This is a genomic window from uncultured Pseudomonas sp., assembly GCF_943846705.1.
Classification (GTDB): domain Bacteria; phylum Pseudomonadota; class Gammaproteobacteria; order Pseudomonadales; family Pseudomonadaceae; genus Aquipseudomonas.
This window is the reverse complement of the sequence record NZ_OX044366.1, coordinates 814964-840761: the sequence shown is the minus strand read 5'-3', so window position 1 is coordinate 840761 and position 25798 is coordinate 814964. Positions and strand designations below refer to the sequence as shown.

Sequence of the window (25798 nt, the reverse complement as noted above, 5' to 3'; positions counted from 1 at the left end):
CACTGGTTAATACCCCGTGGCCACTGCAACGCAGGTGCGCCGGCGTACTGTTTGCCGATCAATAAGTTCATCAGGGGTCTTCCATGGCCATTCTTTCGACCTTTGCCAGGCAGGTCGTCACGCTTTGGCATTCATCTGATCTGGTCTTAATCGGTCAGCGCCGGGAGCGGCGCATGCGCCTGCTGGCCAGCCTGGTGTTGCTGTTGGTGGGTGGCTTCTGGTGCATCTTTTTTACCCTGAAAGGTGCTTGGGGCATTGTCCTGATGGACCTGGTGTTGATCCTCAGCGGCCTTGGCGTATTTATCCTGACCCTGCGTCACCAGGCGCGCTTCGCTAATTTGTTGCTGTTCGGCGTGATCATCTCGGTGATCGTCGGCATGACCTTACTGCTGGACCCGCCCAGCGCAGCAGCGCCACGGGCCACCCATCTGTACCTGCTGCCTTTCGCGGTCATGGCGCTGATGGCTTTTCGTGATGAGCCCGTGTGGCTGCGTTACGGCGTCAGCGTGCTGTGCCTGGGGCTGTTCACCGTACTGGCGTCATCCTCCTGGGCCCCGGCCAGCACCTATAGCCTGCCAGATGACGTGCGGGTGATTGGCTCTTGGCTGCAGAGCATTGCGGCGATGCTGATGCTGTTTGTGCTGCTGCATATTCTGCAGAGCGATGCGGCCGAGCGCTCGATACTCGACCGCGACTTGCACCTGGCCCTGCGTGAGCAGCAGTTCGTGCTGCATTACCAGCCTCAGTTGAACCAGACCGGCAAGGTGATCGGCGCCGAAGTGCTGATCCGTTGGCAACACCCGCAGCGCGGGCTCGTGGCACCCGCGGAGTTTATTGCGCATGCCGAGCAGACGGGAATGATCATCCCGATGGGGCAGTGGGTGCTGGAGCAAGCGGTTAAGCAGCTGCGCTGCTGGAGGCATGACCCACTGTACGCAGGGATTAACCTCGCGGTGAACATCAGCCAGAAGCAGTTTCGCCAGCCCGGTTTTGTCGCCGAGGTACTCACACTGCTGGATGCACACGCTATCGATGCGCACCTTCTCGACCTGGAACTGACCGAGACCTTAGTCGTGCAGGACATCGACGACCTGCTACGCAAGATGGCCGCCTTGGCCGAGCGGGGAGTGCGCTTCTCCCTGGATGACTTCGGCACCGGCTTCTCGTCCCTCAGTTACCTCAAGCGCCTGCCCCTCGACACCCTGAAAATCGACCGCTCATTTATCTGCGACGTGCTCACCGACAGCAGCAGCGCCACCATCGTGCGCAGCGTAATTGGCTTGGGGCAAAGCATGGGCATGACCGTAATCGCCGAAGGCGTCGAGACCGCCGCCCAGCAACAGTTCTTGCTCAGTTGCGGCTGCACGCAATTCCAGGGTTACCTATTCAGCAAACCGCTGCCGCTAGAGGCGTTCGCGGCATTCGTCGCCCAGCAAAACGGCTAAGCGAGAGCGAGCCTGCAAGGGCGTGTTGGCGGCAATGAAAAAGCCGCGCAGTGCGCGGCTTTAAAGGTGCTGGGCCCACACGGACTCGAACCGTGGGGCAAAGGATTATGAGTTGCCTAGAAACGCTGCAAGCCCAGTGGAATCGTGCGTAGCTTAACGTAGGTACAGTTAGCTGAAAGTATCGTCGTAGAGCGTGTTAAGCGAGATTTGTAAAAGCTGGTCACTGTACCGTCAGCGTACTGTTTTTTGTACCGTTAAGGCTTCAGATGCCAAGCGATCAGCCTTGCTGTTGAGAAGTGCGGCTTGTCGATAAGCTGATGGCCTACGCGCGAGTCTAGGTGGCTTGGGCTGCGAATTCGCAGTTGTGCCGGTATGAATGCCTGCGTTGGATGAAATCCAGAGGATGAAAGAGAGGGCAGCCCTATCTCTCTCTTCCATGTTTGCGTAAATACACCATCAGCTGATCAAAGCGCGGGTTAGCCTCGAGTTCCGGCGCGGCTGTCCGGATTGCCTCAAGGCAGGTGCCGAGGTCGCGCGGAGGCCATTGGGTCTGATCTCCTATCACCAGACTCAGAAACTCCAGAGCCTGCTCCGGGAATTTACCGCAAAGAGCTGCGTCATGAAGGCGATGCACTAGGTAGTCGGGGTGGGCCGGCGGTTGCAGCCAGGCACGAAGCAGCGCCAAGGCTTCGGGGAACGCATCTTGGGCCGCTACGCACAGGCGGCCGAGGCTTTCTGCAATGGCTGGTGAAATATTGTCCCGGGTTTTGGGCCAGATGGCGTGGAGGTAAGGGACAACGCGGTTGGTCCAGTAGTCGGCCCGTTGATCGCCCGATCCCTCGAACGCTCTCACCAGCGTTTGCGCAGCGCTTTGTAGACCGTCCGGCGGAAGTGAGCGTGTAGCGACGGCCAACTCGACGGTTGTGAACGTATCACCCGGCTCGAGGGCTGCGAATGTAAGTAGAGCAGCGTATTGTCCGTCGTGTTTTCCTAATGCCGCATAGTGACTAGCGGTGACGAGGAAGGCTGGTTTGAGCATTTCCATCAGAGGACGGTATAGGCGTGGTGACGATAGGAAGCCCTCCCACGCCGCTCGTGCTTCGGCTTCGGAACGTCGCCAATCAAAATGCGGCAACAGGTGTTGTGTTGCCCAATCGCCATCTACGCGGAACAGCGCAATGATATTGGCTGCCAGCAGTACTCGGCCATGTCGGAACTTGTCGATACGGGTGTCGCAAAGTTCGGTGAGTGTGGGCTTGAGTTCTTCCGGTAAGCCTTGTCCATCCTCCAGCGAGCGTCGATACCACCAGCGAAGCAGTGCCTCGGTGGCGTGGCCCACTGGATGGTTGATAGCGCGCATTACAGGTTCGTCGGTATCGACGCCGTCCTGATGATCCAGAGCCAGGACAAGGCGAGCGAGCACAAAGAAGAGTGCTTCGTGGCCTTCGAAGGTCTTCGCAATAGCCTGCAGCCACCAGCTGACGCCGTGGGCGAGCGTCTGTAGTACCTCGCCAGGCGCGGTAGCTAGGGTCGGCGCCATGTAGTGCCAAGAGCGCTTCAGGAGCTTCTCCTCTGACCAGGCCTGCAGGGCTTCGCGCCAGTGTCTCGTCGGCCAGATGCCTTCCCGGGCTAATGCGTACAAGGCACACGCAGTGGTGGCGAAGTCATCGCGGCAGCGCTGCCGCCAGTCATCCTCCTGTCTAGGATCTGGGGTCGGTTGCTGCCTCAGCCACTCGATCAGTTCACGCCGAAGACGCGGAGTAGCGATGAACTTGCGCCACTCGTCGCTCTCGCCCATCCAGAAAGGAAATTCATCGCGCTGATCCGCTGCGAGCTTCCACTCCTGATACTTTGCCGAGAGCCCTTTGAGTCGATCATTACCGTCAGCACCCAAGACTGCGCCAGTGTCAGCCATTTTAGCCAGCCGCAGCCAGACCTCATGTCCGACGATACGGGTCCAGCGCTCCGGCTCGATGTCCTCCTTGAACATGTCGCGCGGAGGCCCGGTGAGTACGGCCTGTTCCAGTTCCTGCTGCATCACCTCATCTAAATGTGGCGTCATCGCCACTAGTAAGCGCATGGCTTCCCGTTGGGTTTCCACCGACCACAGCCACCAGTGATCGTCCGCCAACAGCCAATCGAGTGCCTGGCGATGGGGGATCACATTGCCCTGCGCCGCGGCAAAGAAGGCGAGGCGCCGGAACAGCGGATAGGGCGTGTGCCACCAGGACTGTGCCACCAGTGCTGCCAGCGCCTGTGATTGCGCAACAGTGGCGAGCCACGCATCCCGAGTCAGGTCGATCAATGCGGTCCAGTCGTGGAAGTCTTGGTTCTGTGGGTGTTCACTGATCGAGGGGTGATGCATGTAGGACAGGTCGCTCCTGTCCTCTGCACTGCCAAGTTCGCACATAAGATCGAGCGCATCGCGTAACAAGCCGCTGGCATCGGACAGCAGCGCTGGCAATGCGGCGTCCCAGCGCTCATCTTTTGGCAGATCGCGCAGGCTGGAATGGACATGATCCGTCGAGAGCACGACTTCCCATTCCACTAGATCCTTGATGCGCTCCGACTCACTGCTTTCACCGTCATCGGTGTGCCAGCGCAACGGTGCGCGCAAAGATACGCGAGGCGTCAGCATCTCCCGTAGTTCCACGCGTAGGGTAGCGGTGAGCCCATCGCGATTGAATCGGTCCCTCCAGCGGTACAAGTCGAAGTCGCGCAGCCATGACTTCACGCGCCCAGTTAGCAGTAGCCGCCATAGTGTGCGCATCAGCGGACCCGGGATCGCGTTGGGTGCAGCCTCACCAATGCGCGTCAGCTCGGCGGTGTTGCCATCTCGTTCAAGTTTGGCCAGCTCGTCCAGGCGATGTTCAATCCACCACGCTAGGTCGTCATGAAGCTGCCCGCCGTACTTGACCAACCAAAGCAGCAGCGCAGGGTCGTTCAGATGACGGGTCAGCCATCGCGCTAGCTGCCGCATTACCTCGTCCCAGCGGCTGCCGCGCACACCTGCATCGGAGATGCACATCAACGGTGCGAGCGGATAGGGCGAAGGTCGGCGAGTCAGGCTGAATGTGAGCTTTTCATCTACGGTCGTTCTGGACGGGACACCGAAGCGGCTCAGGTCGGTATGCCGGTAGCGTTCCTCGCACAGCGGCTCCAGCCAGTCCAGTGACGGCACTGGATCAAGGTCGGCAAATCGCCTGGCGGGCAGCCCGCCTGGATCGCTCAGAGCCCACAGCAGGCGGCCCACGAAGTCGTCCTGCCGGGTGCTTGCCAAGGGGCGGGCCATGGCGCATTCGACCACGATGCGCTCCTTGCCTCGCACTCCGTCCCGATAGGTTTCGGCCCACGCGCGCAGAGTCTTGTGCAGGTAGGCATGCCGGTTGTGCTCGCGGTAGAGGATGGGTGTGACGTTCTTGGCCCGCCACTCGTTGCTCCGTTCTTCCTCTTTTCCTTTGGAGAAACTGCCGAAGGCGAACATCTCTGGCGGGGACTCACCCAGCAGACGGTCGGCAGCGAGCGCGTCCATCATGTAGCGCAGCACGGGGTCGTTGATGCTGTAACCGACGAAGCATACGGTGTAGTTGCGGAGTAGTTCGCTGACAAAACGTGCTGCCCAGCGTTCGGTGAGATAGGCCAGGCCGAAATCTCCGCTTGATACGACCAGACGATCCAGCTCGCTCCCTGTCGGTGTGGTGCCAAGCTGACCATGCAGATACACCAGTCCATCCCAGCGGTTTTTCGGCACTGGTAAAAGGGGCGCTTTGAACTGCTTGATGGGCAGCGACTTTGCCGCAATCACCTCCTCGAAGAGGCGGTCGAAGTTGGTCGTAATAAGGCGGTTATAGCCATTGCGACACTTGCTCAGGGTCAGCAAGGCTTCATGTGTTGCAGTCGCGTTTGGTGCGCTGAGATTGGGGGTCAGGATGCTGGCCAGTGCCATGCGCACTGTCTCGCGGCCGCCGACGATGTCTGCTTCTAGTAGGCCGATGGCAGTGTCGAACTGCCCGGCCTTGATTGCCGCCTGCTGCACCGCGTTGGGTATGGTGCCCAGGGCTTCATACACCTTCGTTACCAGCCCGGCGAAGCCAGGCAAGCGCGCGGGGTATGAGATGCCTGCACCGCAAAAGAATACGACGCGTCCGTCCTCATGTGCCTGCAGCAGGCGTTCAGGTATATCGGGGCCTTGGCGGACAAACTGCATTCAGAGAGCCTCGGAAGAGATAAGGAGCGCAGATTTATTCGTTGACGGGAACCATCTTGATCGTCTCACCGCTCTACCTCTCAAAGAATCTGCATCGTTCGGCACTTGGGAAACCCCGAGCAGCCCCAAAACTGCTGCCCCAATTTCGCCCCTGATTTCACGGTGCGAATCAGCAGCGCGCTCCCACATTTCGGACATTGCCGCTCGGCTGTTGGATCGCTACGGCGCTTAAGGTTTTGCACGTGCTTACGATGGGTGGCGAGGGCCGGCGCGCGGCGGCCGGTTTGCAGGGCGTGCAGCATGGCGTCGACTTCAGCCGCGCTGAATACCGGCTGCTGGAATGATTGGATATAACGGATAAAGCCGATGCCCTGGGTCACGTTGGCCGGCACTTCGGTTTTGAAGGTGCTGCCGCCGACAAAGGTGATGACCGAGTGCAGGTGCTCGGGGTTTACGTCAAGGGTGGCTTCCAGCGCTTTGAGGTGTTTGTAGTTCTGCCGCAGCGGGTTCTGGAATTTGAACGTGCGTTTGTAGAGCTTCTGCGTCCACTGCGCCTGCTTCTCGCTGCCGAAGATCCAGCCGCTCATGTTCTTCGTTTCCAGCACGAAGATGCCGTAGGGGGAGAGGAAGACGTGGTCGATCTGCGTGGTGCCGTCTGGCGTGCTCAGGGTGACGTTGTGCAGGCGGCGGTAGGTCTGCTTATACAGCTGGAAGTGAGCGAACAGACGTACCAGCAGTTCGCCAATATAGCCCTTGGCCCAAGGCGACTTGAGCAGGCCGATCAGCAATACGCCTGGGATAAGCCAAGCCAGCATGCCCCAGACCTGGGCGATGACAGGGGTGAAGTCCATTTCTCAACCTGCAGTAATCCTGAGTTAACCGGATAGTACCGAAACTAAGCGTAATTGGACGAACGTATTCAACGACGACATTCGGCTTATTGCGTGAGCCGAATAGTCAGGCTATTCGGCTCACAAACCCTTTAGCGCATCCCTGGCTGAGTAACCGCTGCGACGTTGATTTTCTGCTGGGTCAGGTATACGTTACATTCAATCAATTTAGTAACGTATTCATGACATGGACTATTCCCTAATCACGCAACGCCTCGGTGAGCAGCTTCGGCAACGTCGCTTAAATCGCGGGCTAACTCAGGCCGCGCTCGCTTCCCTGGCTGGCATTACCCGGCAAAAGGTTATCGCTATCGAGAAGGGCGACCTCTCGGTGGGGATGATGGCCTATGCACGCGTGCTGGCTGCCCTCGACGCTGAGCTCACTGTGGTGTCGGCAGCCATGCCCACGCTGGATGAAATCCATGGAGTATTCGATTGATGCCAGCCGTGCTGCACGTTGCAACTCCACAAGGCGAGAGCGGGAAGATCCTGACCAGCGCCGGGGACTATTTGTTCCGTTACCACGAGGATGCAAAGGCGCGTGCAGCAATCAGTTTGCTGATGCCGGTGCGCCTGGATGAATACCGCCATCGGGAACTGCACCCAATTTTCCAGATGAACCTGCCGGAAGGCTACGTCCTGGAGCAGCTGCGCAACCGTCTGGCCAAGGTAGCAAACGTTGATCCAATGCTGTTGCTGGCACTGTCTGGCAGCAGTTCGCCTATCGGGCGGGTGGCGGTCAGCTCGCCTGAGGTTGATGCGCTGCTGGCACGTCAGCAGTTCCCTGGCGAAAAGCTGGAAGAAATACTGGCCTGGGATGGTGCAGAGGATATTTTTGTTGGCCTGGTGGATCGCTACATCCTGCGCGCCGGTATATCGGGCGTGCAGCCCAAAGTACTGGTGCCAGAGCATCAGGATTCCGCGCCACAGCGCTTCACCTCGAAAACTTCTGACTTGATCATCAAGAGCGGTCGGGATGAATTTCCGGGGCTGGCAATCAATGAGTTCCTTTGCATGTCTGTAGCAAAGGAAGCGGGCATTGCAGTGCCGGAGTTCTATCTGTCCGATAACGCCAAGCTGTTCGTGATGCGCCGCTTTGACCGAGATGAACAGCTGAACCCGATCGGCTTTGAGGACATGGCGGCACTGATGGGGTTGGCTGCGGAGCAGAAGTACAGCAAGAGCTATTCGGCCATCGCCAAGGCCATCCGTATGTACCGCCCACCTGAGCACGTGCAGGGCTCCTTGGCGCAGCTATTCGCTATGGTCACTTTTATCGAGCGCCCGCAGCACCCCGAGGATGCAGGCCATAGAAGCCAAAGGCCAGGAGCTGTTCCTGGCCGCCAAAAGCTGCGAACAGGCCCAGGGTTTATCATCAGCCGCGCCATCCATAGCGAAGCCATCGCACAAAACTTCCTCACCCCGCGCCATTCGGTTGGCGCTAGCGAGAAGGCCCCGTTATAATCCGCCGGCTTCTGAGGGCCCATAGCTCAGTTGGTTAGAGCAGAGGACTCATAATCCTTTGGTCCACGGTTCGAGTCCGTGTGGGCCCACCAACTCCAAAGCCGCGCACTGCGCGGCTTTTTCATGTCTGCAGCAAGCGCGACGCCGAAGGCTGGGTACGCCGCACCGCAGGCGAAATGGTCGGGGCGGGTGCATCCAGCGCAGCGGCTGCGAATGCATGACCTTGGAAATGGCGCTGAAACGCGACCTCAGTGAAGTCAGCCCGCCCAAGCAGCCGACCACCCAGCGTGCCGAAGTCAGCAAACCCCAGCAACTGATCAGCCATCTGGGCAAATACGTCATGGCCGCCCTCTGCGCTGCAATCATCGCGGCTAAAGCGCAGGTCGTTCGGGTCCATTTGCCAGGCGCTGGCATTCAGGTTTACACCAGGCGTGATAGTGCTGCTCGCTGTTGCGCCGCTCACCTTCCAATAAGGTGTGGTTAAGCACTTTGCTGCATAGGCGGTGGTTGATGCGCAGGATGCTGAAGATGATCAGCAGTGCGCCCAATAGTCCAAGTAAGCCAAACAGTGCAGGGTGCGCCTGGGGGAGGGTTGCAGCATGGGGTGGCTCGTTTGGCGGGCAGTGGGGGCGTGTAGGCCCGTCTGGTTGGTTTTGTTGGATGCCCAGAATGCAAAACCCCCGGCAGGGCCGGGGGTTTTGGTGTTACTCGTCGAGGAAGGAGCGCAGATGCTCGCTTCTCGTCGGGTGGCGCAGCTTGCGCAGCGCCTTGGCTTCGATCTGACGAATCCGCTCGCGGGTTACGTCGAACTGTTTACCAACCTCCTCAAGGGTGTGGTCGGTATTCATGTCGATGCCGAAGCGCATGCGCAGTACCTTGGCTTCACGTGCAGTGAGGCCGGAGAGTACATCGCGGGTCGCTTCTTTAAGGCTCTCTACAGTGGCGACATCGATTGGCGACTGCATGGTCGAGTCTTCGATGAAGTCACCCAGATGGGAGTCTTCGTCATCACCGATCGGGGTTTCCATGGAGATCGGCTCTTTAGCGATCTTCAATACCTTGCGGATCTTGTCCTCAGGCATTTCCATGCGTTCGCCCAGCTCTTCCGGGGTCGGTTCGCGGCCCATTTCCTGCAGCATCTGCCGGGAAATACGGTTGAGCTTGTTGATCGTCTCGATCATGTGCACCGGAATACGAATGGTGCGGGCCTGGTCGGCGATCGAGCGAGTGATCGCCTGACGGATCCACCAGGTGGCATAAGTCGAGAATTTGTAGCCGCGGCGGTATTCAAACTTGTCCACCGCCTTCATCAGGCCGATGTTGCCCTCTTGAATCAGGTCGAGGAACTGCAGGCCACGGTTGGTGTACTTCTTGGCGATCGAGATCACCAGACGCAAGTTGGCTTCAACCATCTCTTTCTTCGCGCGGCGGGCCTTGGCCTCACCGATCGACATGCGACGGTTGATGTCCTTGATCTCAGCCAGGGTCAGCTCGCACTCGGCTTCCAAGGCAGACAGCTTTTGCTGGCAGCGCTGGATGTCGCCTTGCAGGTTACCGATGGCTTCTGCGTACTTGGCTTTGCCTTTGGCGAGGCCGGTAGACCACTCGGGGTCGATTTCATTGCCTGGGAACAGGCGCAGGAAGTCGGCACGTGGCATCCGCGCATCACGAACGCAGAGCTGCATGATGGCGCGTTCTTGGGCGCGCAGGCGCTCAAGGGAGCTACGCACACGCACAACCAGCGCTTCGTACTGCTTGGGGATCAGCTTGATCGGCATGAACAGCTCGGCCATTTCTTTCAGCGCGGCAATGCCTTGCTTACTGTCGCGGCCATGCTTCTTCAGGGCTTTCTTGGCAAGCTCGAGGGCTTCGCCAATCGCGGTGAAGCGGCGCAGGGCCTCTTCAGGATCCGGACCGCCGTCGCCTTCTTCTTCTTCCTCGTCGTCACTGTCATCGCTATCGTCGTCGTCGCTGTCTTTATCAGCGTCGCCGTCTTTGGCGGGCACAGGCGCGGCTGTTTCGGCCGGGGCGATACCATCGTCCGGGTCGATATAACCGTTGAAGACTTCAACCAGGCGACCACCGTCGGTGGTGACACGGGTGTATTCGGCAAGAATGCTGTCGACAGTGCCGGGGAAATGAGCGATAGCGCCCATCACTTCACGGATGCCTTCCTCGATGCGTTTGGCGATTTCGATCTCGCCTTCGCGGGTCAGCAATTCCACGGTACCCATTTCGCGCATATACATGCGCACCGGGTCCGTCGTGCGGCCGATATCCGTCTCAACCGCAGCCAGCGCGGCAGCTGCTTCTTCAGCGGCTGCCTCGTCGGTGTCGGCGTCGGCCAGCATAAGAGAATCCTTATCTGGCGCAACCTCGAATACGTTGATCCCCATGTCGTTAATCATGCGGATGATGTCTTCCACCTGTTCCGGATCAGAAATATCTTCCGGCAGGTGGTCGTTGACCTCGGCGTAAGTCAGGTAACCCTGCTCACGACCTAGTGTGATCAACTCTTTGATACGAGACTGCTGTTGCGCTTTTCCGGACATAACACCCTATCCACTGAAGGTCTTGGCGGGCAAAAAACAAGCCGCGGATTATACCCGAGTACTTCCCCTAAGCGCCAGTTGGGCTTGGGATTACCGGTGACGCATTACGGCTCAGCAAGTTGCGCAGCTGGTCTTTCTCTTCTGCGCTCAACTCACTTTGACGGGCTTTGCGCAGCAAATGTTCCAAGCTGCGCTCGCGTTGGCGGGCTACTAGACTAGTTATAGTGTCGAAAAACTGTTGTTCAAGGTTATCGGCTGAAATTAGCCATTCCTTTTCTGCCAGGGCGCGTAATAAACGCCCCTGCTCGGTTCCGTGCCAGCGGGCGATCAGTTGCAGCGAGCGCATATTGGGATTCTTTTGCAGGGCGCCGAGCAGGGCGACCAGTAGTTGCGCGTAGGTGTCGTCTTCGCCGGCAAAATGACTGACATCTTCGACCTTCTGCGCCAATTGTGGGTGGTGCAGCAGGGTGCGTAAGGCGCTCAGATGTGGCGACTCGACGCTGACGGCGGTGCGTGGTGCGCGCGGCGCGAATTCGCCCTGGCCTTTCTTGCTCCACTTGCCGCCGTCTTTCTTCCAGTTGCCTTTGCTTTTATTGCGCTCGAGCTCGGGTGCGGGGCTGGGATTTTCGTATTCGTTGCGGCTTGGCTCGACATCGTAATAGGCGCTGTCGGGAATACTGGTGTAGTCCGGGTAGTCGCTGGGTGGTGCGCTGCTGTGGCTGAGTTGGCTGCTGTGCGCGGCCGGGGTCATCTGCTGCATGGCTTCGCCGGACAGGCCGGTGATCTCGCTCAGGCGCTGGCGCATCAGGGCGCGCAGGTTGTTGCCGGGGATCTTGTCGATCAGCGGTGCGGCCAGGGTCATCAGGTGCGCTTTGCCTTCCAGGGAGCGCGGGTCGGCTTCTTCGCTGAGCTGTTGGAAGAAGTAATCGGCCAGTGGTTGGGCGTGTTGATTGATGCGGGCGCGAAAGGCGTCGGTGCCCTCGCTGCGTACCAGGGTGTCGGGGTCTTCGCCGTCGGGCAGGAACAGAAAGCGTGCGCGGCGGCCGTCTTGCAGGCTCGGCAAGGTGGCTTCCAGGGCGCGCCAGGCGGCGTTGCGACCGGCGGCGTCGCCATCGAAACAGAACAGTACGCTCGGTACGACGCGGAACAGGCGCTTGAGGTGTTCTTCGCTGGTGGCGGTGCCGAGCGTGGCGACGGCATTGCGCAGGCCTTGTTGGGCTAGGGCGATAACGTCCATATAGCCTTCGACTACCATGATCTCGTCGAGGTCGCGGTTATGTTTGCGTGCTTCGAACAGGCCGTAGAGTTCCTGGCCTTTGTGGAATACCGGGGTTTCCGGGGAGTTCAGGTATTTGGGTTTTTCGTCGCCGAGCACGCGGCCGCCAAAGGCGATGACGCGGCCACGGCTGTCGCGAATGGGGAACATGATGCGGTCGCGGAAGCGGTCGTAGCGCTTAACTTTTTCCGGATTGTCGGCGTTTTCAATCAGCAGGCCGGCGTCGATCATGGCCTTCTGCTGCAGGCTGTCGCTGGCCAGGTGCTTGAGCAGGTTGTCCCAGCCGGGTGGGGCGAAGCCCATGCCGAAATCGCGGGCGATTTCGCCTGAGAGGCCGCGGCCTTTTAGGTAGTCGATAGCTGCTTTGCGTTGCGGGTGGCCTTTCAATGCCTGCTTGTAGAACTCGGCGGCAGCAGTCAGTAGCGGGTACAGCGGTGAGTCGGTGGGCTGGCGCGGTTTGTTATTGCGTCCGCCTTCCTCGCGTGGCACTTCCATGCCGGCGCGCTTGGCCAGGTCCTCGATTGCCTGGGGAAAATCCAGTTGGTCGTGGTCCATGACAAAGCCCAAGGCGTTGCCGCCCGCGCCGCAGCCAAAGCAGTAATAGAACTGTTTGTCCGGGCTGACGCTGAACGAGGGGGTCTTTTCTTTGTGGAAAGGGCAGCAGGCGGTGTAATTCTTGCCGGCCTTTTTCAGCTGGATGCGCGAAGCAACCACGTCGACGATGTCGGTGCGGTTGAGTAGGTCATCGATAAAAGACTGCGGGATCAGGCCGGCCATAGGCGCTCAGAATACTGTCATGCGCTGAGGCAGAACAGGTATGGGCAAAAACTAAAAGACTCCGATCGTCACCCGAAGGTTACGCGGAGTCTAAAAGCGAAACCCGGCCGAAGCCGGGTATCAGGCGCTGCTTGTACTGATTAGTACAGGCGAACGCTGCGGCGCTGTTCGCGCTGCACTTTCTTGGCGTGACGCTTAACAGCGGCTGCTGCCTTGCGCTTACGCTCGGAAGTCGGCTTCTCGTAGAATTCACGGCTGCGAACTTCAGCCAGAACACCGGCTTTTTCACAGGAGCGCTTGAAACGACGCAGAGCTACGTCGAAGGGTTCGTTCTCTTTAACTTTGACGGCTGGCATCCAGGGCGTACCTTCTTTCATTACCGGTGAGTAACGTTACTCCTGGCAGATGGCGCTGGAGAACGTAGTTTTTAAGGGTTGCGGATGTTACCGCCTCATCACGAGGAATGCAAAGCCTCTGATCGAAAAGCGCTGGCCGGCGTGCGGTAGCCGCCATTATCATGCGCGCCTTCGAAGTTGCACACTCTACTACAAAGGCACAGCCCATGCTGGTTCTGGGATTGGAAACCTCTTGCGATGAAACCGGTGTCGCGCTCTACGACAGCGAGCGTGGTCTGCTGGCCGATGCGCTGTTCAGCCAGATTGATCTGCACCGCGTTTATGGTGGCGTGGTGCCGGAGTTGGCTTCGCGCGATCACGTCAAACGCATGCTGCCACTGATCCGCGAGGTGCTCGAGGAAGCTGGCAAGCGCAACTTAGACATCGATGCGATCGCCTATACCGCGGGCCCCGGCCTGGTTGGCGCGCTGCTGGTCGGCGCTTCCTGTGCGCAGGCGTTAGCGTTCGCCTGGGGCATCCCGGCGCTCGGCGTGCACCACATGGAAGGTCATTTGCTGGCACCGATGCTGGAGGAGCAGCCACCGGCTTTTCCGTTCGTCGCTTTGTTGGTGTCAGGCGGCCATACCCAGTTGGTGCGCGTCGATGGTATCGGCCTTTACCAGCTGCTCGGTGAGTCGCTTGACGATGCGGCCGGTGAGGCGTTCGACAAGACGGCCAAACTGATGGGTCTGCAATACCCGGGCGGGCCGGAAATTGCCAAGTTGGCGCTGAACGGCACGCCAGGGCGCTTCAAGTTCCCCCGGCCGATGACCGACCGGCCCGGGCTGGAGTTCAGCTTCAGCGGCCTGAAGACCTTTACCCTGAATACTTGGCAGCAGTGCCAGGCCGCAGGCGACAACTCCGAGCAGACCCGCTGCGACATCGCCTTGGCGTTCCAGCAGGCGGTGGTCGATACCCTCACCATCAAGTGCAAGCGTGCGCTTAAGCAAACCGGGTTGAATAATCTGGTAATCGCCGGCGGAGTGAGCGCCAACCAGGCGCTGCGTCAGTCGCTGGAGAAAATGCTCGCTGAGCTGAAGGGCGAAGTGTTCTACGCGCGCCCGGCATTCTGCACCGATAACGGCGCGATGATCGCCTACGCGGGTTGCCAGCGTTTGCTGGCGGGGCAGCATGAGGATTTGAGTATCAAGGTGCAGGCGCGTTGGCCGATGGAGCAACTTCCGGGGCTGTAAGTATGGCGCGCTGCTCGGGTGAAGAGCTGGGTTCAGCGTGCGGGTTTAGAAATGCCGCTCACGGCCGGCATAAAGATCGCGTAAATTGCTCCGGTGCCGCCAGACAATCAGCCCGGTCAGTACACAGACCGGGATAAGCGCCGCGGGTTGTTGCCAGGCTAACAGTGGCAGCGTCAGTGGTGTGGCAATCAGGGCCGCCAGTGAGCTGGTCCGGGTCAGGATGAAGGTCAGCAGCCACGCGGCAATCGCCAGCAAGGCGGCGGGCGGATACAGGCCCAGTAGCATGCCGGCAGCCGTGGCGACGCCTTTGCCGCCATGGAAGTTAAAGTACAACGGGTACATGTGGCCGATGATCGCGGCTAAACCGATCCAGGCTTGCTGCTGCAAGCTGAAGTCGAGCAGGTTGGCGATCAACACCGGTAGTAGGCCCTTGAGCAGGTCACCGATCAGCGTCAGGATGGCCAGGCGTCTGCCAGCTAGCCGGAACATATTGGTGGCACCGGGGTTGCCTGAACCGCTGGCGCGCGGATCGGGTCCGCCGGCCAGGCGGCTGAGCAGAATGGCAAAGGACAACGAGCCGAGCAGGTAGGCGAGGGTCGCCAGCAGCCAAAACATGGTATCCATTCCGGGCAAGGGAGCCCTGATTCTAACTAGGTGCGACAGCCTTGTCGTGCCGCGGAGAGCGTGCTTGGACACAGTTTTTATCGAGGGTCTGGAAGTCGATACGGTGATTGGTGCCTACGACTGGGAGCGGACCATTCGCCAATGTTTGCGTTTGGACCTGTATCTGGGCTGGGATAACCGTCCAGCGGCGGCCGGCGATGAGCTGGACAAAGCGCTGGATTACGCCAGCGTATCGCAGCGTATTCAGGCGTTTGCCAGCGAGTCGCAATTCATCTTGGTGGAAACCTTTGCCGAGCGTCTGGTGCAGGTGCTGATGAGCGAATTCCATATCCCTTGGGTACGCCTCAAGCTGACCAAGCCTGGCGCGGTACCCGCAGCCAGTGGCGGTGTTGGTGTGGAGATCGAGCGCGGATGTCGCTAACTCGGGTTTTTTTGGGGCTGGGTAGCAATATCGAGCGCGAGGCGCACCTGCATGCCGGGCTCGAAGCCGTTGCCGATTTATTGCGCGAGATGCGTTGCTCGCCGGTATTCGAAAGTCAGGCGGTAGGCATCAAGAGCGGGCCGTTCTTCAATCTCGTGGTGGCCGGTTACAGCGAGCTGTCGCTGGCGGATCTGGACCGGCGGCTGAAATTTATCGAAGCCGACAACGGCCGCTATGCGCCAGAACGCAAAGGCCTGCCGCTGGACATTGATGTATTGCTGTATGGCGATCTGGTCGGCAACTTTGACGGCCTGATTCTGCCGCGTGCGGAAATTCTGAAGAATGCCTTTGTGCTCTGGCCGCTTTCGCTGCTCGCGCCGGATATTCTGCATCCGGCGCAACAGTGCAGCTTTGCCGAGCTCTGGCAGACGGCACAGATTGAGCAGCAGCTGTGCCCGGTGGCGTTCAGCTGGCGTGACCAGCCGTTGACCCCGGCGGAGTTGCTCCAGGCGCATCCCGCCTGTTAGTTAGCTCCGTGCGGCATGGGTTGCGCGGCAGCGTTCGCCTTGTAGGCGCTGAGTGCATTCAGCCGCTCTCGATTTAACGCCTCACCCAGTTCCGCGCCCTTGAACCCCTGCGCCAGCAGTGGCGGCACAGCCACCGCGCGGGCTGCGTGCATGGCGGCGCGCAGATAGTCGGCCTGCGGGTAGGGGCGTTGCTCCAGGCCTAGCCGACCGCGCGCATCCATTTCGCAGGCGGCGATAAACTCTTCAAAGCGTTGCGGGCGGCGAAACACATCGAAGCCTTGCAGCAGCTTGAGCAGGGTCGCGGCCTTCAGCTCCAGAGCGCGGTGGCCGTGTGTGTGGAATTCGCCGACTTGCAGGGCCAGTTCCTGGCAATCCTTGGGTGCCTTGCAGCGCTGGTTGATCGCGCGGATCAGCTTCAAGCCTTTGACCTCATGGGCGATATGCCGCGGCCACTCGGCCTCGGGCGTCAGCCCCTTGCCGACATCATGCAGCAGGCAGGCCCAGCGTACCGTCAGCGGTTGTTGGTGCTCGGCGCACTGGCGCAGCACGCTGAGGACATGCACGCCGGTGTCGATTTCCGGGTGATGGGCAGGTGGCTGCGGGATGCCGAACAGACAGTCGACTTCAGGCAGCAATACGCGCAATGCGCCGCAGTCACGCAGCACCTGGATAAAAACGTCCGGGCGCGGCTCCATCAGTGCGCGGGATATTTCCTTCCAGCTGCGCTCGGGCGTCAGCGCGGTCAACTCACCGGACTCACTCAGCTCGCGCATCAGGCCCATGGTCTCGTCGGCCACACGGAAGCCCAGCGGCGCGTAGCGTGCGGCAAACCGCGCGACGCGCAGCACGCGCAGGGGGTCTTCGGCAAAGGCCGGGGAGACATGCCGCAGCAGCTTGGCGTCGAGGTCGTGCTGGCCGCCATAGGGGTCGATCAACGCGCCCTGTGCGTCTTCAGCCATGGCGTTGACGGTGAGGTCGCGGCGAATCAGGTCTTCTTCCAGGGTGACTTCAGGGCTGGCGAAGAAGGTAAAGCCGCCGTAGCCGTGGCCGCTCTTGCGCTCGGTGCGCGCCAGGGCGTACTCCTCGCCGGTTTGCGGGTGCAGAAACACCGGGAAGTCGGCACCGACCGGGCGATAACCTAATTCGAGCATCTGTTCGGCGCTGGCCCCGACGACGACCCAGTCGATTTCACTGATGTGTCTGTGCAACAAACGATCGCGTACTGCGCCGCCCACTTTGTAAATCTGCATGCCAAATCCTCCGTTGCGCAAAGCATAACGGCTGGCTGGCGTGGTTGTCTGGATAGTGCCGTGGTCGAGCACGATTTTCCCCGCTTAAGCCACACCGAGGCTTGCCCATTGTGGGGCTTAAGGCGGTTGGTTGCGCCGCATCAACGCGGGCAAGCGCTCAAATGGGCGGAATCATCAGGTCGAGGCGTGGATAGTCGCTGCCTTGTTCCGCGTCATGCTGGGGCGGTACGTGCTGGGTGCCGATCAGCTGATCGCCTTGGTACATCTCCAGGTGGATATTGAAGCCCCACAGGCGATGCAGGTGCTTCAGTACTTCCTCGGTCGAACTACCCAACGGTTTGCGCTCGTGCTGCTGGTGGCGCAGGGTTAGCGAGCGGTCGCCACGCCGGTCGATGCTCCAGATCTGCACGTTGGGCTCACGGTTGCCCAGGTTGTATTGCGCCGCCAGGGTTTCGCGGATGGCCTGGTAGCCGGGTTCATCGTGGATCGCCGGGACATAGAGTTCATCTTTCTGGTCGTCATCGAGAATGCTGAACAGCTTGAGGTCGCGAATCACCTTGGGTGACAGGTACTGCAGGATAAAACTCTCATCCTTGAAGCTGCTCATGGCGAATTTCACGGTGCTCAACCAGTCGCTGCCGGCAATCTCCGGGAACCAGCGGTGATCTTCTTCGGTCGGCTCTTCGCAGATCCGGCGGATGTCGCGGTACATCGCAAAGCCCAGGGTGTAGGGGTTGATGCCGCTGTAATGGGGGCTGTCGAACGGTGGTTGGTAGACCACGCTGGTGTGCGACTGTAGGAACTCCATCATGAAACCTTCAGTAACCAGGCCCTCGTCGTACAGGTCGTTCATCAGGGTGTAGTGCCAGAAGGTCGCCCAGCCTTCGTTCATTACTTGGGTCTGGCGTTGCGGGTAGAAGTATTGGGCGATCTTGCGCACGATACGAATGATCTCGCGTTGCCAGGGTTCCAGCAGCGGTGCGTGTTTTTCCAGGAAGTAGAGGATGTTTTCCTGCGGTTCGGCGGGGAAACGCGTGTTGTCTTTATCGTCGTTCTTGCTGGCGCTCTTCGGAATGGTGCGCCAGAGGTCGTTGATCTGTTTCTGCAGGTGTTCTTCACGGTCCTTCATGCGCCGCCGTTCTTCCTCGGCGGAGATTGGGTAGGGGCGCTTGTAGCGGTCGACGCCATAGTTCATCAGGGCATGGCAGGAGTCGAGCAGGTCTTCCACGGCATCGATGCCGTGGCGCTCTTCGCACTGCATGATGTACTGCTTGGCGAACACCAGGTAGTCGATGATCGAGCTGGCATCGGTCCAGGTGCGGAACAGGTAGTTACCCTTGAAGAAGCTGTTGTGGCCGTAGCAGGCGTGGGCAATCACCAGGGCCTGCATGCAAATGGTGTTTTCTTCCATCAGGTAGGCGATGCACGGGTCGGAGTTGATCACGATCTCGTAGGCCAGGCCCATCTGCCCGCGCTTGTAGCCTTTTTCGGTGCTGAGGAAGTGTTTGCCATAGGACCAGTGGTGATAGCCCAGCGGCATGCCGACCGAGGCGTAGGCGTCCATCATCTGTTCGGCGGTGATCAGCTCGATCTGGTTCGGGTAGGTGTCCAGCGCGTAGCGTTCGGCCAGTCGGCTGATTTCGCGGTCGTACTGGCGAATCAGCTCGAAGGTCCACTCCGAGCCCGTTGAAATCGGTTGGCGTCGTTTCTCTTGGCTGTTGCTCATGTGGCAAGCCTCCGCTGGAACAGGTCGCGGAATACTGGGTAGATATCACCGGCGGAAACCAATTGCTGTTGAGCGAAGGTGTCGGCGAATGCCTCGCTGACCTGTTCGTACTCGAACCACAGCGCCTGGTGCTCGCGCGGGGTGATTTCCACGTAGGTGAAGTACTGCACAAGCGGCATGATCTGATTGATCAAGATATCCCGACACACCGGCGAATCGTCATTCCAGTTATCGCCATCCGAGGCTTGGGCGGCATAGATATTCCATTCATTGACGGGGTAGCGCTCGACCATCACCTCCTGCATCAATTTCAGGGCGCTGGAGACGATGGTGCCACCGGTCTCGCGTGAGTAGAAAAACTCCTCTTCGTCGACCTCTTTGGCGCTGGTGTGGTGGCGGATAAACACCACGTCGATCTTGTCGTAATTGCGCTTGAGGAACAGGTACAGGAGGATAAAGAAGCGCTTGGCGATGTCTTTGGTCGACTGGGTCATCGAACCGGAAACGTCCATCAGGCAGAACATCACCGCCTTGGAGCTGGGGTTGGGTTGTTTGACCAGCAGGTTGTACTTGAGGTCGAAGGTGTCGAGGAACGGCACCCGCTTGATCCGCGCGCGCCACTTGCAGATGTCTTCTTCAAGCGCCTGAATGTCGCCGAGATTGTCCGGTTGCTCCAGTTTGAGTCGCTCAAGCTCGGCCTCGGCGTCTCTCAGTTTGTGGCGGCTGCTGCCGGACAGGGCAATGCGTCGGGCGTGAGCCGAACGCAGGGTGCGGACGATATTGATGCGCGAAGGGTTGCCTTCGTTGCTGATCCCCGCGCGCACGTTTTTAAACGTATCGCTGCCGGTTAGGTGGCGTTTGATCAGGTTGGGCAGTTCCAGGTCCTCGAACATAAAGTCGAGAAACTCTTCCTGGGTGATCTGGAACACGAATTCATCCAGGCCTTCCCCGGAGTTGCTCGCCTTGCCCGCGCCTTGCCCGCCACCGCCGCCTTGCGGCCGGGCAATGTGTTCGCCGGTGGTGAATTCACGGTTGCCGGGGTGCACGGTGGTCTGCCGGCCACCGCGGCCGTGGTGCAGCACCGGCTCGTCGATGTCGCGGCCGGGAATGCTGATTTGCTCGCCGTGCTCCATGTCGGTAATGGAGCGGCGGCCGACCGCCTCTTCCACGGCCTTCTTGATGTGGTCACGGTAACGCCGCAGGAAACGTTGGCGGTTCACCGTGCTCTTGTTCTTGCCGTTCAGGCGTCGGTCGATCACATGGCTCATAACTGCCCTCCGTGCGCTGCAGGCATCAGGCGCGGATACGGCAGAGTGGCTGATATCTACTCTGCACGAATCCGCGACCTGGCGCGTCAGGCCGTTTTATTGCGATTTACGAACCCGCAGGTACCACTCGGAGAGCAGGCGCACCTGCTTGTCGGTGTAGCCGCGCTCGACCATGCGTGTGACGAAGTCGTTGTGTTTCTGTTGATCCTCCTTGCTGGCCTTGGCGTTGAAGCTGATGACCGGCAGCAGATCCTCGGTGTTGGAGAACATCTTCTTCTCGATCACCACGCGCAGCTTTTCGTAGCTGAGCCAGGTTGGGTTCTTGCCATTGTTGTTGGCGCGGGCGCGCAGCACGAAGTTGACGATCTCGTTGCGGAAATCCTTGGGGTTGCTGATGCCCGCAGGTTTCTCGATCTTCTCCAGCTCTTCGTTGAGCGCCACACGATTGAGGATCTCGCCGGTTTCCGGGTCGCGGTATTCCTGGTCCTGAATCCAGAAGTCGGCGTACAGCACATAACGGTCGAAGATGTTCTGCCCGTACTCGCTGTAGGACTCCAGGTAGGCCGTCTGGATTTCCTTGCCGATAAACTCGATATAGCGCGGCGCCAGGTATTCCTTGATAAAGCGCAGGTAGCGTTCGCGGGTTTCTGCGGGGAACTGCTCTTGCTCGATCTGCTGCTCCAGCACATACAGCAGATGCACCGGGTTGGCGGCGATCTCGTGGGGGTCGAAGTTGAACACCTTGGAGAGGATCTTGAAGGCAAAGCGGGTCGACAGGCCGTTCATCCCTTCATCAACGCCGGCAGTGTCGCGGTACTCCTGGATCGACTTGGCTTTGGGGTCGGTGTCCTTGAGGTTCTCGCCGTCATACACGCGCATCTTCGAGTAGACGTTGGAATTTTCCGGCTCCTTCAGGCGGCTGAGGACGGTGAACTGGGCGAGCATTTTCAGCGTGTCCGGCGCGCAATGGGCCTTGGCCAGGGAGCTGTTGAACAGCAGCTTGTCGTAGATTTTGATCTCGTCAGTTACCCGCAGGCAGTACGGCACCTTGACGATGTAGATGCGGTCGATGAAGGCTTCGTTGTTCTTGTTGTTGCGGAAACTGTGCCATTCCGACTCGTTGGAGTGGGCCAGCAGAATGCCGCTGTAGGGGATCGCACCGAGGCCTTCGGTGCTGTTGTAGTTACCTTCCTGGGTGGCCGTGAGCAATGGGTGCAGCACCTTGATCGGTGCCTTGAACATCTCGACGAATTCCATCAAACCCTGGTTGGCTCGGCACAGTGCGCCGGAGTAGCTGTAAGCGTCGGCGTCGTTCTGTGGGTATTCCTCCAGCTTGCGGATATCTACTTTGCCGACCAAGGCGGAGATGTCCTGGTTGTTCTCATCGCCCGGTTCGGTCTTGGCCACGGCAATCTGGTTGAGGATCGAGGGGTAGAGTTTGACCACGCGGAACTGGCTGATGTCGCCACCGAACTCCTGCAGGCGCTTGGTCGCCCAGGGCGACATGATGCTGCCGAGGTAGCGCCGTGGGATGCCGTAATCCTCTTCGAGGATGGCACCGTCTTCGGCGTCGCTGAACAGCCCCAGCGGCGACTCGAACACCGGCGAGCCCTTGATCGCGTAGAACGGTACTTTCTCGATCAGGTGCTTGAGCTTCTCTGCCAGCGACGATTTACCGCCGCCGACCGGACCGAGCAAATACAGGATCTGTTTCTTCTCTTCCAGGCCCTGCGCGGCATGGCGGAAGTAGGAGACGATCTGGTCGATGCATTCTTCCATGCCGTGGAAGTCGGCAAAGGCCGGGTAGCGGCGGATAACCTTGTTGGAGAAAATTCGCGACAGCCGCGAGTTGTTCGACGTGTCGAGCAGTTCGGGCTCGCCGATGGCCATCAGCAGGCGCTCGGCCGCTGAGGCATAGGCGCTGCGGTCCTGCTTGCACAGTTCGAGGTACTCCTGGAGGGAGAATTCCTCCTGGCGAGTCGCTTCGAAACGTTGTTGGAAGTGGCTGAAAATGCTCATGACTTCACCTCGCTCGATGCGCAGAGCCGGTGCGGGGTCGGTCAGGTGCTTGGTTGCTCCGGTGCGAATGCAGCCGGGATGAATTCCCCAGATCACCTAAAAGTCATACCGATGGCCCGATGCCGTTTGGCCGGCTCTACCTTGTTTTGGATGGCCTGAGCTAAAGGATAGTTCGAATTCGGCGGGGGCAAGTGGCGCGCAACGATAACAGGATATTACCGTCGGTCGGGAGTCGCCGGCAGGCCGCTGCTGGTGCGGCCTGGGCACTGGGAAAATTTATTCTTCAGGTGCTTGGGCGGTGTCGTCAGGGAAGGTCGCTCGCCACAGCTCGAAACCGCCATCGAGGCTGTAGACCTCAGTGAAGCCCTGGCCGATCAGGTAGGCGGCCGCGCTTTGGCTGGAGTTGCCGTGATAGCAGGCGACAATTAGCGGCGCATCGAGGTCGGCCTGGGTGATAAAACCGTGCAGTGAGTGGTTATCGAGGTGTTGCGAGCCACTGATGTGGCCAGCGGCGAAGCTCTGCGGGTCGCGGATATCGACCACCACTGCGCCTTGCTGACGTAAGGCCTGAGCCTGCTCGGGGGGAATGCGTTTGAATTCGCTCATCGTTGCTCCTTACAGTCGCAGCTGTATTTCTCGCCGCTGTCGATATTCATCAGGGTCATGCTGGCGCCCCATACACAGCCGGTGTCCAGGGCTACCACGTCGGGTTCTTGGGCGTGGCCTTCGAGCGCTGCCCAGTGGCCGAAGATGATCCGCTGGCCACGGGTTTTACGCTGTTTGTAACTGAACCAGGGGGCGTAGCCGGCTGGCGCGCTGCCTGCGCCTTCCTTGGTTTTCAGGTCGAGGGTGCCATCGGCTTTGCAAAAGCGCATCCGCGTGAAGTAATTGGTGATTACCCGCAGGCGGGTTACGCCTTGTAGATCACCATCCCAGCGGGCGGGCTCATTGCCATACATGCCGTCGAGAAATAGCGGCATGCGTGCATCGTCGCGCAGTGCTTCTTCGACTTCGGCGGCGCGCTTGAGCGCTTTGCCCATGGTCCATTGTGGCGGGATGCCGGCATGCACCAGTGCGGTGTCGCGGGTTTCATCGTAGTGCAGAAGCTTCTGCTGGCGCAGCCAGTCGAGCAGGTCGGCGGCATCCGGCGCATCAATAATCTCGCGCAGGGTGTCGCCTTTTTTCAGTCGCTCGATATTGTGCGCCACGGCCAGCAGGTGCAGGTCGTGATTGCCCAGCACACAGGTCAGGGCGTCGCGGATGCTGTAGAGAAAGCGCAGGGTGGCGAGTGATTCGGGGCCGCGATTGACCAGGTCGCCGACCAGCCACAGTTTGTCCTGAGTCGGGTCGAAAGCGACGCGTTCGAGCAGGCATTGCAGGGGTTTCAGGCAGCCTTGCAGGTCGCCAACGGCATAAGTCGCCATTAGTGCAGCGAGCCCGGCACCGCCAAGCGGAAGGGCGCAATCATGGCGTCAAAGCGTTTGCCGTCCTCGGCGAGCATTTGATAGCTGCCCTGCATGATGCCGACGCGGGTGGTCATCACCGTGCCGCTGCTGTAGGTGTAGCTTGCGCCCGCCTCAATCAGCGGTTGCTGGCCGACCACGCCGGCACCGCGTACTTCCTGCACGCGGCCATCGCCATCGGTGATCACCCAATGCCGCGAGAGCAGCTTGGCCGGCAGCTCACCGGAGTTGCTCACCGTTACGGTGTAGGCGAAGGCGAAGCGGTTTTGCTCCGGCTGCGATTGTTCCGGCAGGTAGCGGGTCACGACGCTGACGTCGATGTTGTAGCGCGAATCGCTCATGCGTAATCACTCGGTAGGCGAAAAGCCAATCTAGCCGCGGTCAGTCGGCGATGGTTTGCTCAGCCAGTTTGTCGGCCAGGCGTACAAATGCCGCCAGGTCCAGTTGTTCGGGGCGCAAGCTGCCATCCACGCCCGCCGCTGCAATGGCGTCGGCCGGCAGCAGATTCTTCAGGGTGTTGCGCAGGGTTTTGCGCCGCTGATTGAAGGCTTCGCGTACCACGCGTTCGAGCAGGCGATGGTCCTTGGCCGGATGCGGCAGCACCTCATGCGGTACCAGGCGGACAATGGCCGAGTCGACCTTGGGTGGCGGGTTGAATGCGCCCGGACCGACGTTGAACAGGTGCTCTACGCGGCAATGGTACTGCACCATGATCGACAGGCGGCCCCAATCGCCACCGCCCGGCGTTGCGGCGAGGCGCTCAACCACTTCCTTCTGCAGCATAAAGTGCATGTCGCGAATCAGCGCGGCGTTATTGAGCAGGTGGAAGATCAGCGGGGTGGAGATGTTGTACGGCAGGTTACCGACCACGCGCAGGCTGTGCGGAGCGGCTTGCAGCTGGTTGAAGTCGAACTTGAGGGCGTCGCCCTGGTTCAGGCGAAAGCGTGGGTTATCGCCGAACTGGCCTAGCAGGATCGGGATCAGGTCACGATCGAGCTCAATCACGTCGAGCTGCGCGCCGCTGTTCAGCAGACCTTCGGTCAGCGCACCTTGGCCTGGGCCAATCTCCAGCATGTGCTCGCCTTCGCGGGCGTGGATGGCGCGCAGAATGCGGTGAATCACCCCAGCATCGTGCAGGAAGTTCTGGCCAAAACGCTTGCGCGCGCGGTGTTGGTATTCGGACATGCAGCAGCTCCAGGCTTCAAGCCAAGGGCTTGAAGCGAATGTAACGCGTGTAGAAAGCCCGGCAGTTTAACAGCATTGGCGGCGTTCGCCCCTTACCGGCTGTAGCCGTCAGTGGCTTGCTACTTGGCTGGCGGCCATGGTGTACGCGGTTTGTAGGGCGACTTGCAGGCTGCCGCTGTCAATCTTGCCGCTACCAGCGAGATCCAGTGCTGTGCCATGGTCAACCGAAGTGCGGATGATCGGCAGGCCCAGGGTGATGTTCACCGCCGCGCCAAAGCCTTTGTACTTGAGCACGGGTAAACCCTGGTCGTGGTACATCGCCAGCACCGCGTCACAATGCTCGAGGTGTTTGGGGGTGAATAGGGTATCGGCCGGTAGCGGGCCGATCAGGTTGATGCCTTCGCTGCGCAGTTGTTGCAGGGTCGGCTCGATGATCTCGATTTCTTCGCGCCCCAGGTGGCCGCCTTCGCCTGCATGTGGGTTAAGGCCGCAGACCAGAATGCGTGGCTGGGCGATGCCGAACTTGCCGCGCAGGTCGGCGTCGAGAATACGCGTCACCCGGGCGAGACGTTCGGCGGTGATGGCTTCGGCAACATCCTTGAGCGGCAAGTGTGTCGTTACCAGGGCCACGCGCAGGCCGGTTGTTGCCAGCATCATCACCACCTGTTCGGTGTAGGTCAGCTCGGCGAGAAACTCGGTATGCCCAGAGAACGCAATCCCTGCTTGGTTGATCACACCCTTGTGCACGGGGGCGGTGATCATGCCGGCGAAGTGCCCGTCTAGGCAGCCTTGGCCCGCGCGGGTGAGGGTTTCCAGGACATAGGCTGCGTTGCTTTCGTTCAGTGTCCCAGGTTTTACCGGCGCGGCCAGTGGCGTGTCCCAGACATACAGGCTGCCTGCTGGTGCCGCTTGGGTTGGCCAGTGCTCAGGGCTGACTGCGATCAGTTGGATGCTCAGGCCCAGCAGTTGCGCCCGCTCGGCCAGTAAATCCCGGCTGGCGATGGTGACCAGGGCGTGTGGCTGCGCCTCGCGGGCCAGCAGCAGGCACAGGTCTGGACCTATGCCGGCGGGTTCGCCAGGGGTTAGGGCAAAAAGACGGGTGGCGGTCATCGGCGG

Annotated in this window: 21 protein-coding genes, 1 tRNA gene and 1 pseudogene; 7 read left to right on the top strand and 16 right to left on the bottom strand. The window is 60.0% G+C overall.

Annotated features, from left to right (window positions below):
• Positions 1-83 precede the first annotated feature (83 nt).
• Positions 84-1445 carry an EAL domain-containing protein gene (locus Q0V31_RS04090; protein ID WP_298184747.1) on the top strand — a complete coding sequence of 454 codons (1362 nt, stop codon included), beginning with the start codon at positions 84-86 and terminating at the stop codon, positions 1443-1445.
• A gap of 421 nt (positions 1446-1866) precedes the next feature.
• On the opposite strand, the gene dsr1 is transcribed toward Q0V31_RS04090, so the two are convergent.
• Positions 1867-5652, bottom strand: a complete 3786-nt coding sequence (dsr1, locus tag Q0V31_RS04085; RefSeq protein ID WP_298184745.1) for an anti-phage defense-associated sirtuin Dsr1 — start codon at positions 5650-5652, stop codon at positions 1867-1869.
• An 80-nt stretch (positions 5653-5732) separates the two neighbouring features.
• Positions 5733-6503: an NERD domain-containing protein gene (locus Q0V31_RS04080; RefSeq protein ID WP_298184743.1), complete on the bottom strand. Its 771-nt coding sequence runs from the start codon at positions 6501-6503 to the stop codon at positions 5733-5735.
• Positions 6504-6729: 226 nt separating this feature from the next.
• Here Q0V31_RS04080 and Q0V31_RS04075 point away from each other — a divergent pair, with 226 nt between their 5' ends.
• The 3 genes and pseudogenes from Q0V31_RS04075 (at position 6730) to Q0V31_RS04065 (ending at position 8098) form a co-directional block, all read left to right on the top strand.
• Positions 6730-6981: a helix-turn-helix domain-containing protein gene (locus Q0V31_RS04075; RefSeq protein WP_298184741.1), complete on the top strand. Its 252-nt coding sequence runs from the start codon at positions 6730-6732 to the stop codon at positions 6979-6981.
• Positions 6981-7814, top strand: a pseudogene (locus Q0V31_RS04070) (HipA domain-containing protein); the annotation flags it as partial. The gene Q0V31_RS04075 and the pseudogene Q0V31_RS04070, both read left to right, overlap by 1 nt.
• 207 nt (positions 7815-8021) lie before the next feature.
• Positions 8022-8098, top strand: a tRNA-Ile gene (locus tag Q0V31_RS04065).
• A gap of 29 nt (positions 8099-8127) precedes the next feature.
• Here the strand turns inward: Q0V31_RS04065 and Q0V31_RS04060 are convergent.
• From Q0V31_RS04060 to rpsU, 4 genes are all read right to left on the bottom strand, one after another.
• Positions 8128-8403, bottom strand: coding sequence for a hypothetical protein (locus Q0V31_RS04060; protein ID WP_298184739.1), 276 nt, complete (start codon positions 8401-8403; stop codon positions 8128-8130).
• Between the two features lie 307 nt (positions 8404-8710).
• The gene (gene rpoD, locus Q0V31_RS04055; protein ID WP_298184737.1) at positions 8711-10558 is read right to left on the bottom strand and encodes an RNA polymerase sigma factor RpoD; all 1848 of its coding nucleotides are present in this window, start codon (positions 10556-10558) and stop codon (positions 8711-8713) included.
• Between the two features lie 67 nt (positions 10559-10625).
• Positions 10626-12611: a DNA primase gene (gene dnaG / locus Q0V31_RS04050; protein ID WP_298184735.1), complete on the bottom strand. Its 1986-nt coding sequence runs from the start codon at positions 12609-12611 to the stop codon at positions 10626-10628.
• Between the two features lie 140 nt (positions 12612-12751).
• The gene (gene rpsU / locus Q0V31_RS04045; RefSeq protein WP_003296736.1) at positions 12752-12967 is read right to left on the bottom strand and encodes a 30S ribosomal protein S21; all 216 of its coding nucleotides are present in this window, start codon (positions 12965-12967) and stop codon (positions 12752-12754) included.
• Between the two features lie 206 nt (positions 12968-13173).
• Here rpsU and tsaD point away from each other — a divergent pair, with 206 nt between their 5' ends.
• Positions 13174-14199, top strand: a complete 1026-nt coding sequence (tsaD, locus tag Q0V31_RS04040; protein WP_298184733.1) for a tRNA (adenosine(37)-N6)-threonylcarbamoyltransferase complex transferase subunit TsaD — start codon at positions 13174-13176, stop codon at positions 14197-14199.
• Positions 14200-14244: 45 nt separating this feature from the next.
• Here the strand turns inward: tsaD and plsY are convergent, their stop codons facing one another.
• Positions 14245-14814, bottom strand: coding sequence for a glycerol-3-phosphate 1-O-acyltransferase PlsY (gene plsY, locus Q0V31_RS04035; protein ID WP_298184731.1), 570 nt, complete (start codon positions 14812-14814; stop codon positions 14245-14247).
• Positions 14815-14887: 73 nt separating this feature from the next.
• On the opposite strand from plsY, the gene folB reads away from it, so the two are divergent.
• The gene (gene folB / locus Q0V31_RS04030) at positions 14888-15244 is read left to right on the top strand and encodes a dihydroneopterin aldolase (RefSeq protein WP_090243999.1); all 357 of its coding nucleotides are present in this window, start codon (positions 14888-14890) and stop codon (positions 15242-15244) included.
• The gene (gene folK, locus Q0V31_RS04025) at positions 15235-15771 is read left to right on the top strand and encodes a 2-amino-4-hydroxy-6-hydroxymethyldihydropteridine diphosphokinase (RefSeq protein WP_298184726.1); all 537 of its coding nucleotides are present in this window, start codon (positions 15235-15237) and stop codon (positions 15769-15771) included. Before folB ends, folK begins: the two co-directional genes overlap by 10 nt.
• Here the strand turns inward: folK and Q0V31_RS04020 are convergent.
• From Q0V31_RS04020 to pdxA, 9 genes are all read right to left on the bottom strand, one after another.
• Positions 15768-17021: a multifunctional CCA addition/repair protein gene (locus tag Q0V31_RS04020; protein WP_298184724.1), complete on the bottom strand. Its 1254-nt coding sequence runs from the start codon at positions 17019-17021 to the stop codon at positions 15768-15770. The two genes, folK and Q0V31_RS04020, sit on opposite strands and share 4 nt — an antisense overlap.
• A gap of 157 nt (positions 17022-17178) precedes the next feature.
• Positions 17179-18747, bottom strand: coding sequence for a SpoVR family protein (locus Q0V31_RS04015; protein ID WP_298184722.1), 1569 nt, complete (start codon positions 18745-18747; stop codon positions 17179-17181).
• The gene (locus tag Q0V31_RS04010) at positions 18744-20015 is read right to left on the bottom strand and encodes a YeaH/YhbH family protein (RefSeq protein WP_298184720.1); all 1272 of its coding nucleotides are present in this window, start codon (positions 20013-20015) and stop codon (positions 18744-18746) included. The genes Q0V31_RS04015 and Q0V31_RS04010 overlap by 4 nt, the downstream gene beginning before the upstream one ends.
• 96 nt (positions 20016-20111) lie before the next feature.
• Positions 20112-22034 carry a PrkA family serine protein kinase gene (locus Q0V31_RS04005; protein WP_298184718.1) on the bottom strand — a complete coding sequence of 641 codons (1923 nt, stop codon included), beginning with the start codon at positions 22032-22034 and terminating at the stop codon, positions 20112-20114.
• A 276-nt stretch (positions 22035-22310) separates the two neighbouring features.
• Positions 22311-22640, bottom strand: a complete 330-nt coding sequence (gene glpE, locus Q0V31_RS04000) for a thiosulfate sulfurtransferase GlpE (protein WP_298184716.1) — start codon at positions 22638-22640, stop codon at positions 22311-22313.
• Positions 22637-23458 carry a symmetrical bis(5'-nucleosyl)-tetraphosphatase gene (locus tag Q0V31_RS03995; protein ID WP_298184714.1) on the bottom strand — a complete coding sequence of 274 codons (822 nt, stop codon included), beginning with the start codon at positions 23456-23458 and terminating at the stop codon, positions 22637-22639. Before Q0V31_RS03995 ends, glpE begins: the two co-directional genes overlap by 4 nt.
• Positions 23458-23838 (bottom strand): Co2+/Mg2+ efflux protein ApaG, encoded by a 381-nt coding sequence (gene apaG, locus Q0V31_RS03990; protein WP_298184712.1) that lies wholly within the window; start codon positions 23836-23838, stop codon positions 23458-23460. The genes Q0V31_RS03995 and apaG overlap by 1 nt, the downstream gene beginning before the upstream one ends.
• A gap of 40 nt (positions 23839-23878) precedes the next feature.
• Entirely contained in the window at positions 23879-24682 is an 804-nt protein-coding gene (gene rsmA / locus Q0V31_RS03985; RefSeq protein ID WP_298184710.1) for a 16S rRNA (adenine(1518)-N(6)/adenine(1519)-N(6))-dimethyltransferase RsmA, read from the bottom strand.
• A 108-nt stretch (positions 24683-24790) separates the two neighbouring features.
• Complete coding sequence (gene pdxA, locus Q0V31_RS03980) at positions 24791-25792, bottom strand: 4-hydroxythreonine-4-phosphate dehydrogenase PdxA (protein WP_298184708.1); 1002 nt, start codon at positions 25790-25792, stop codon at positions 24791-24793.
• Positions 25793-25798: the final 6 nt, after the last annotated feature.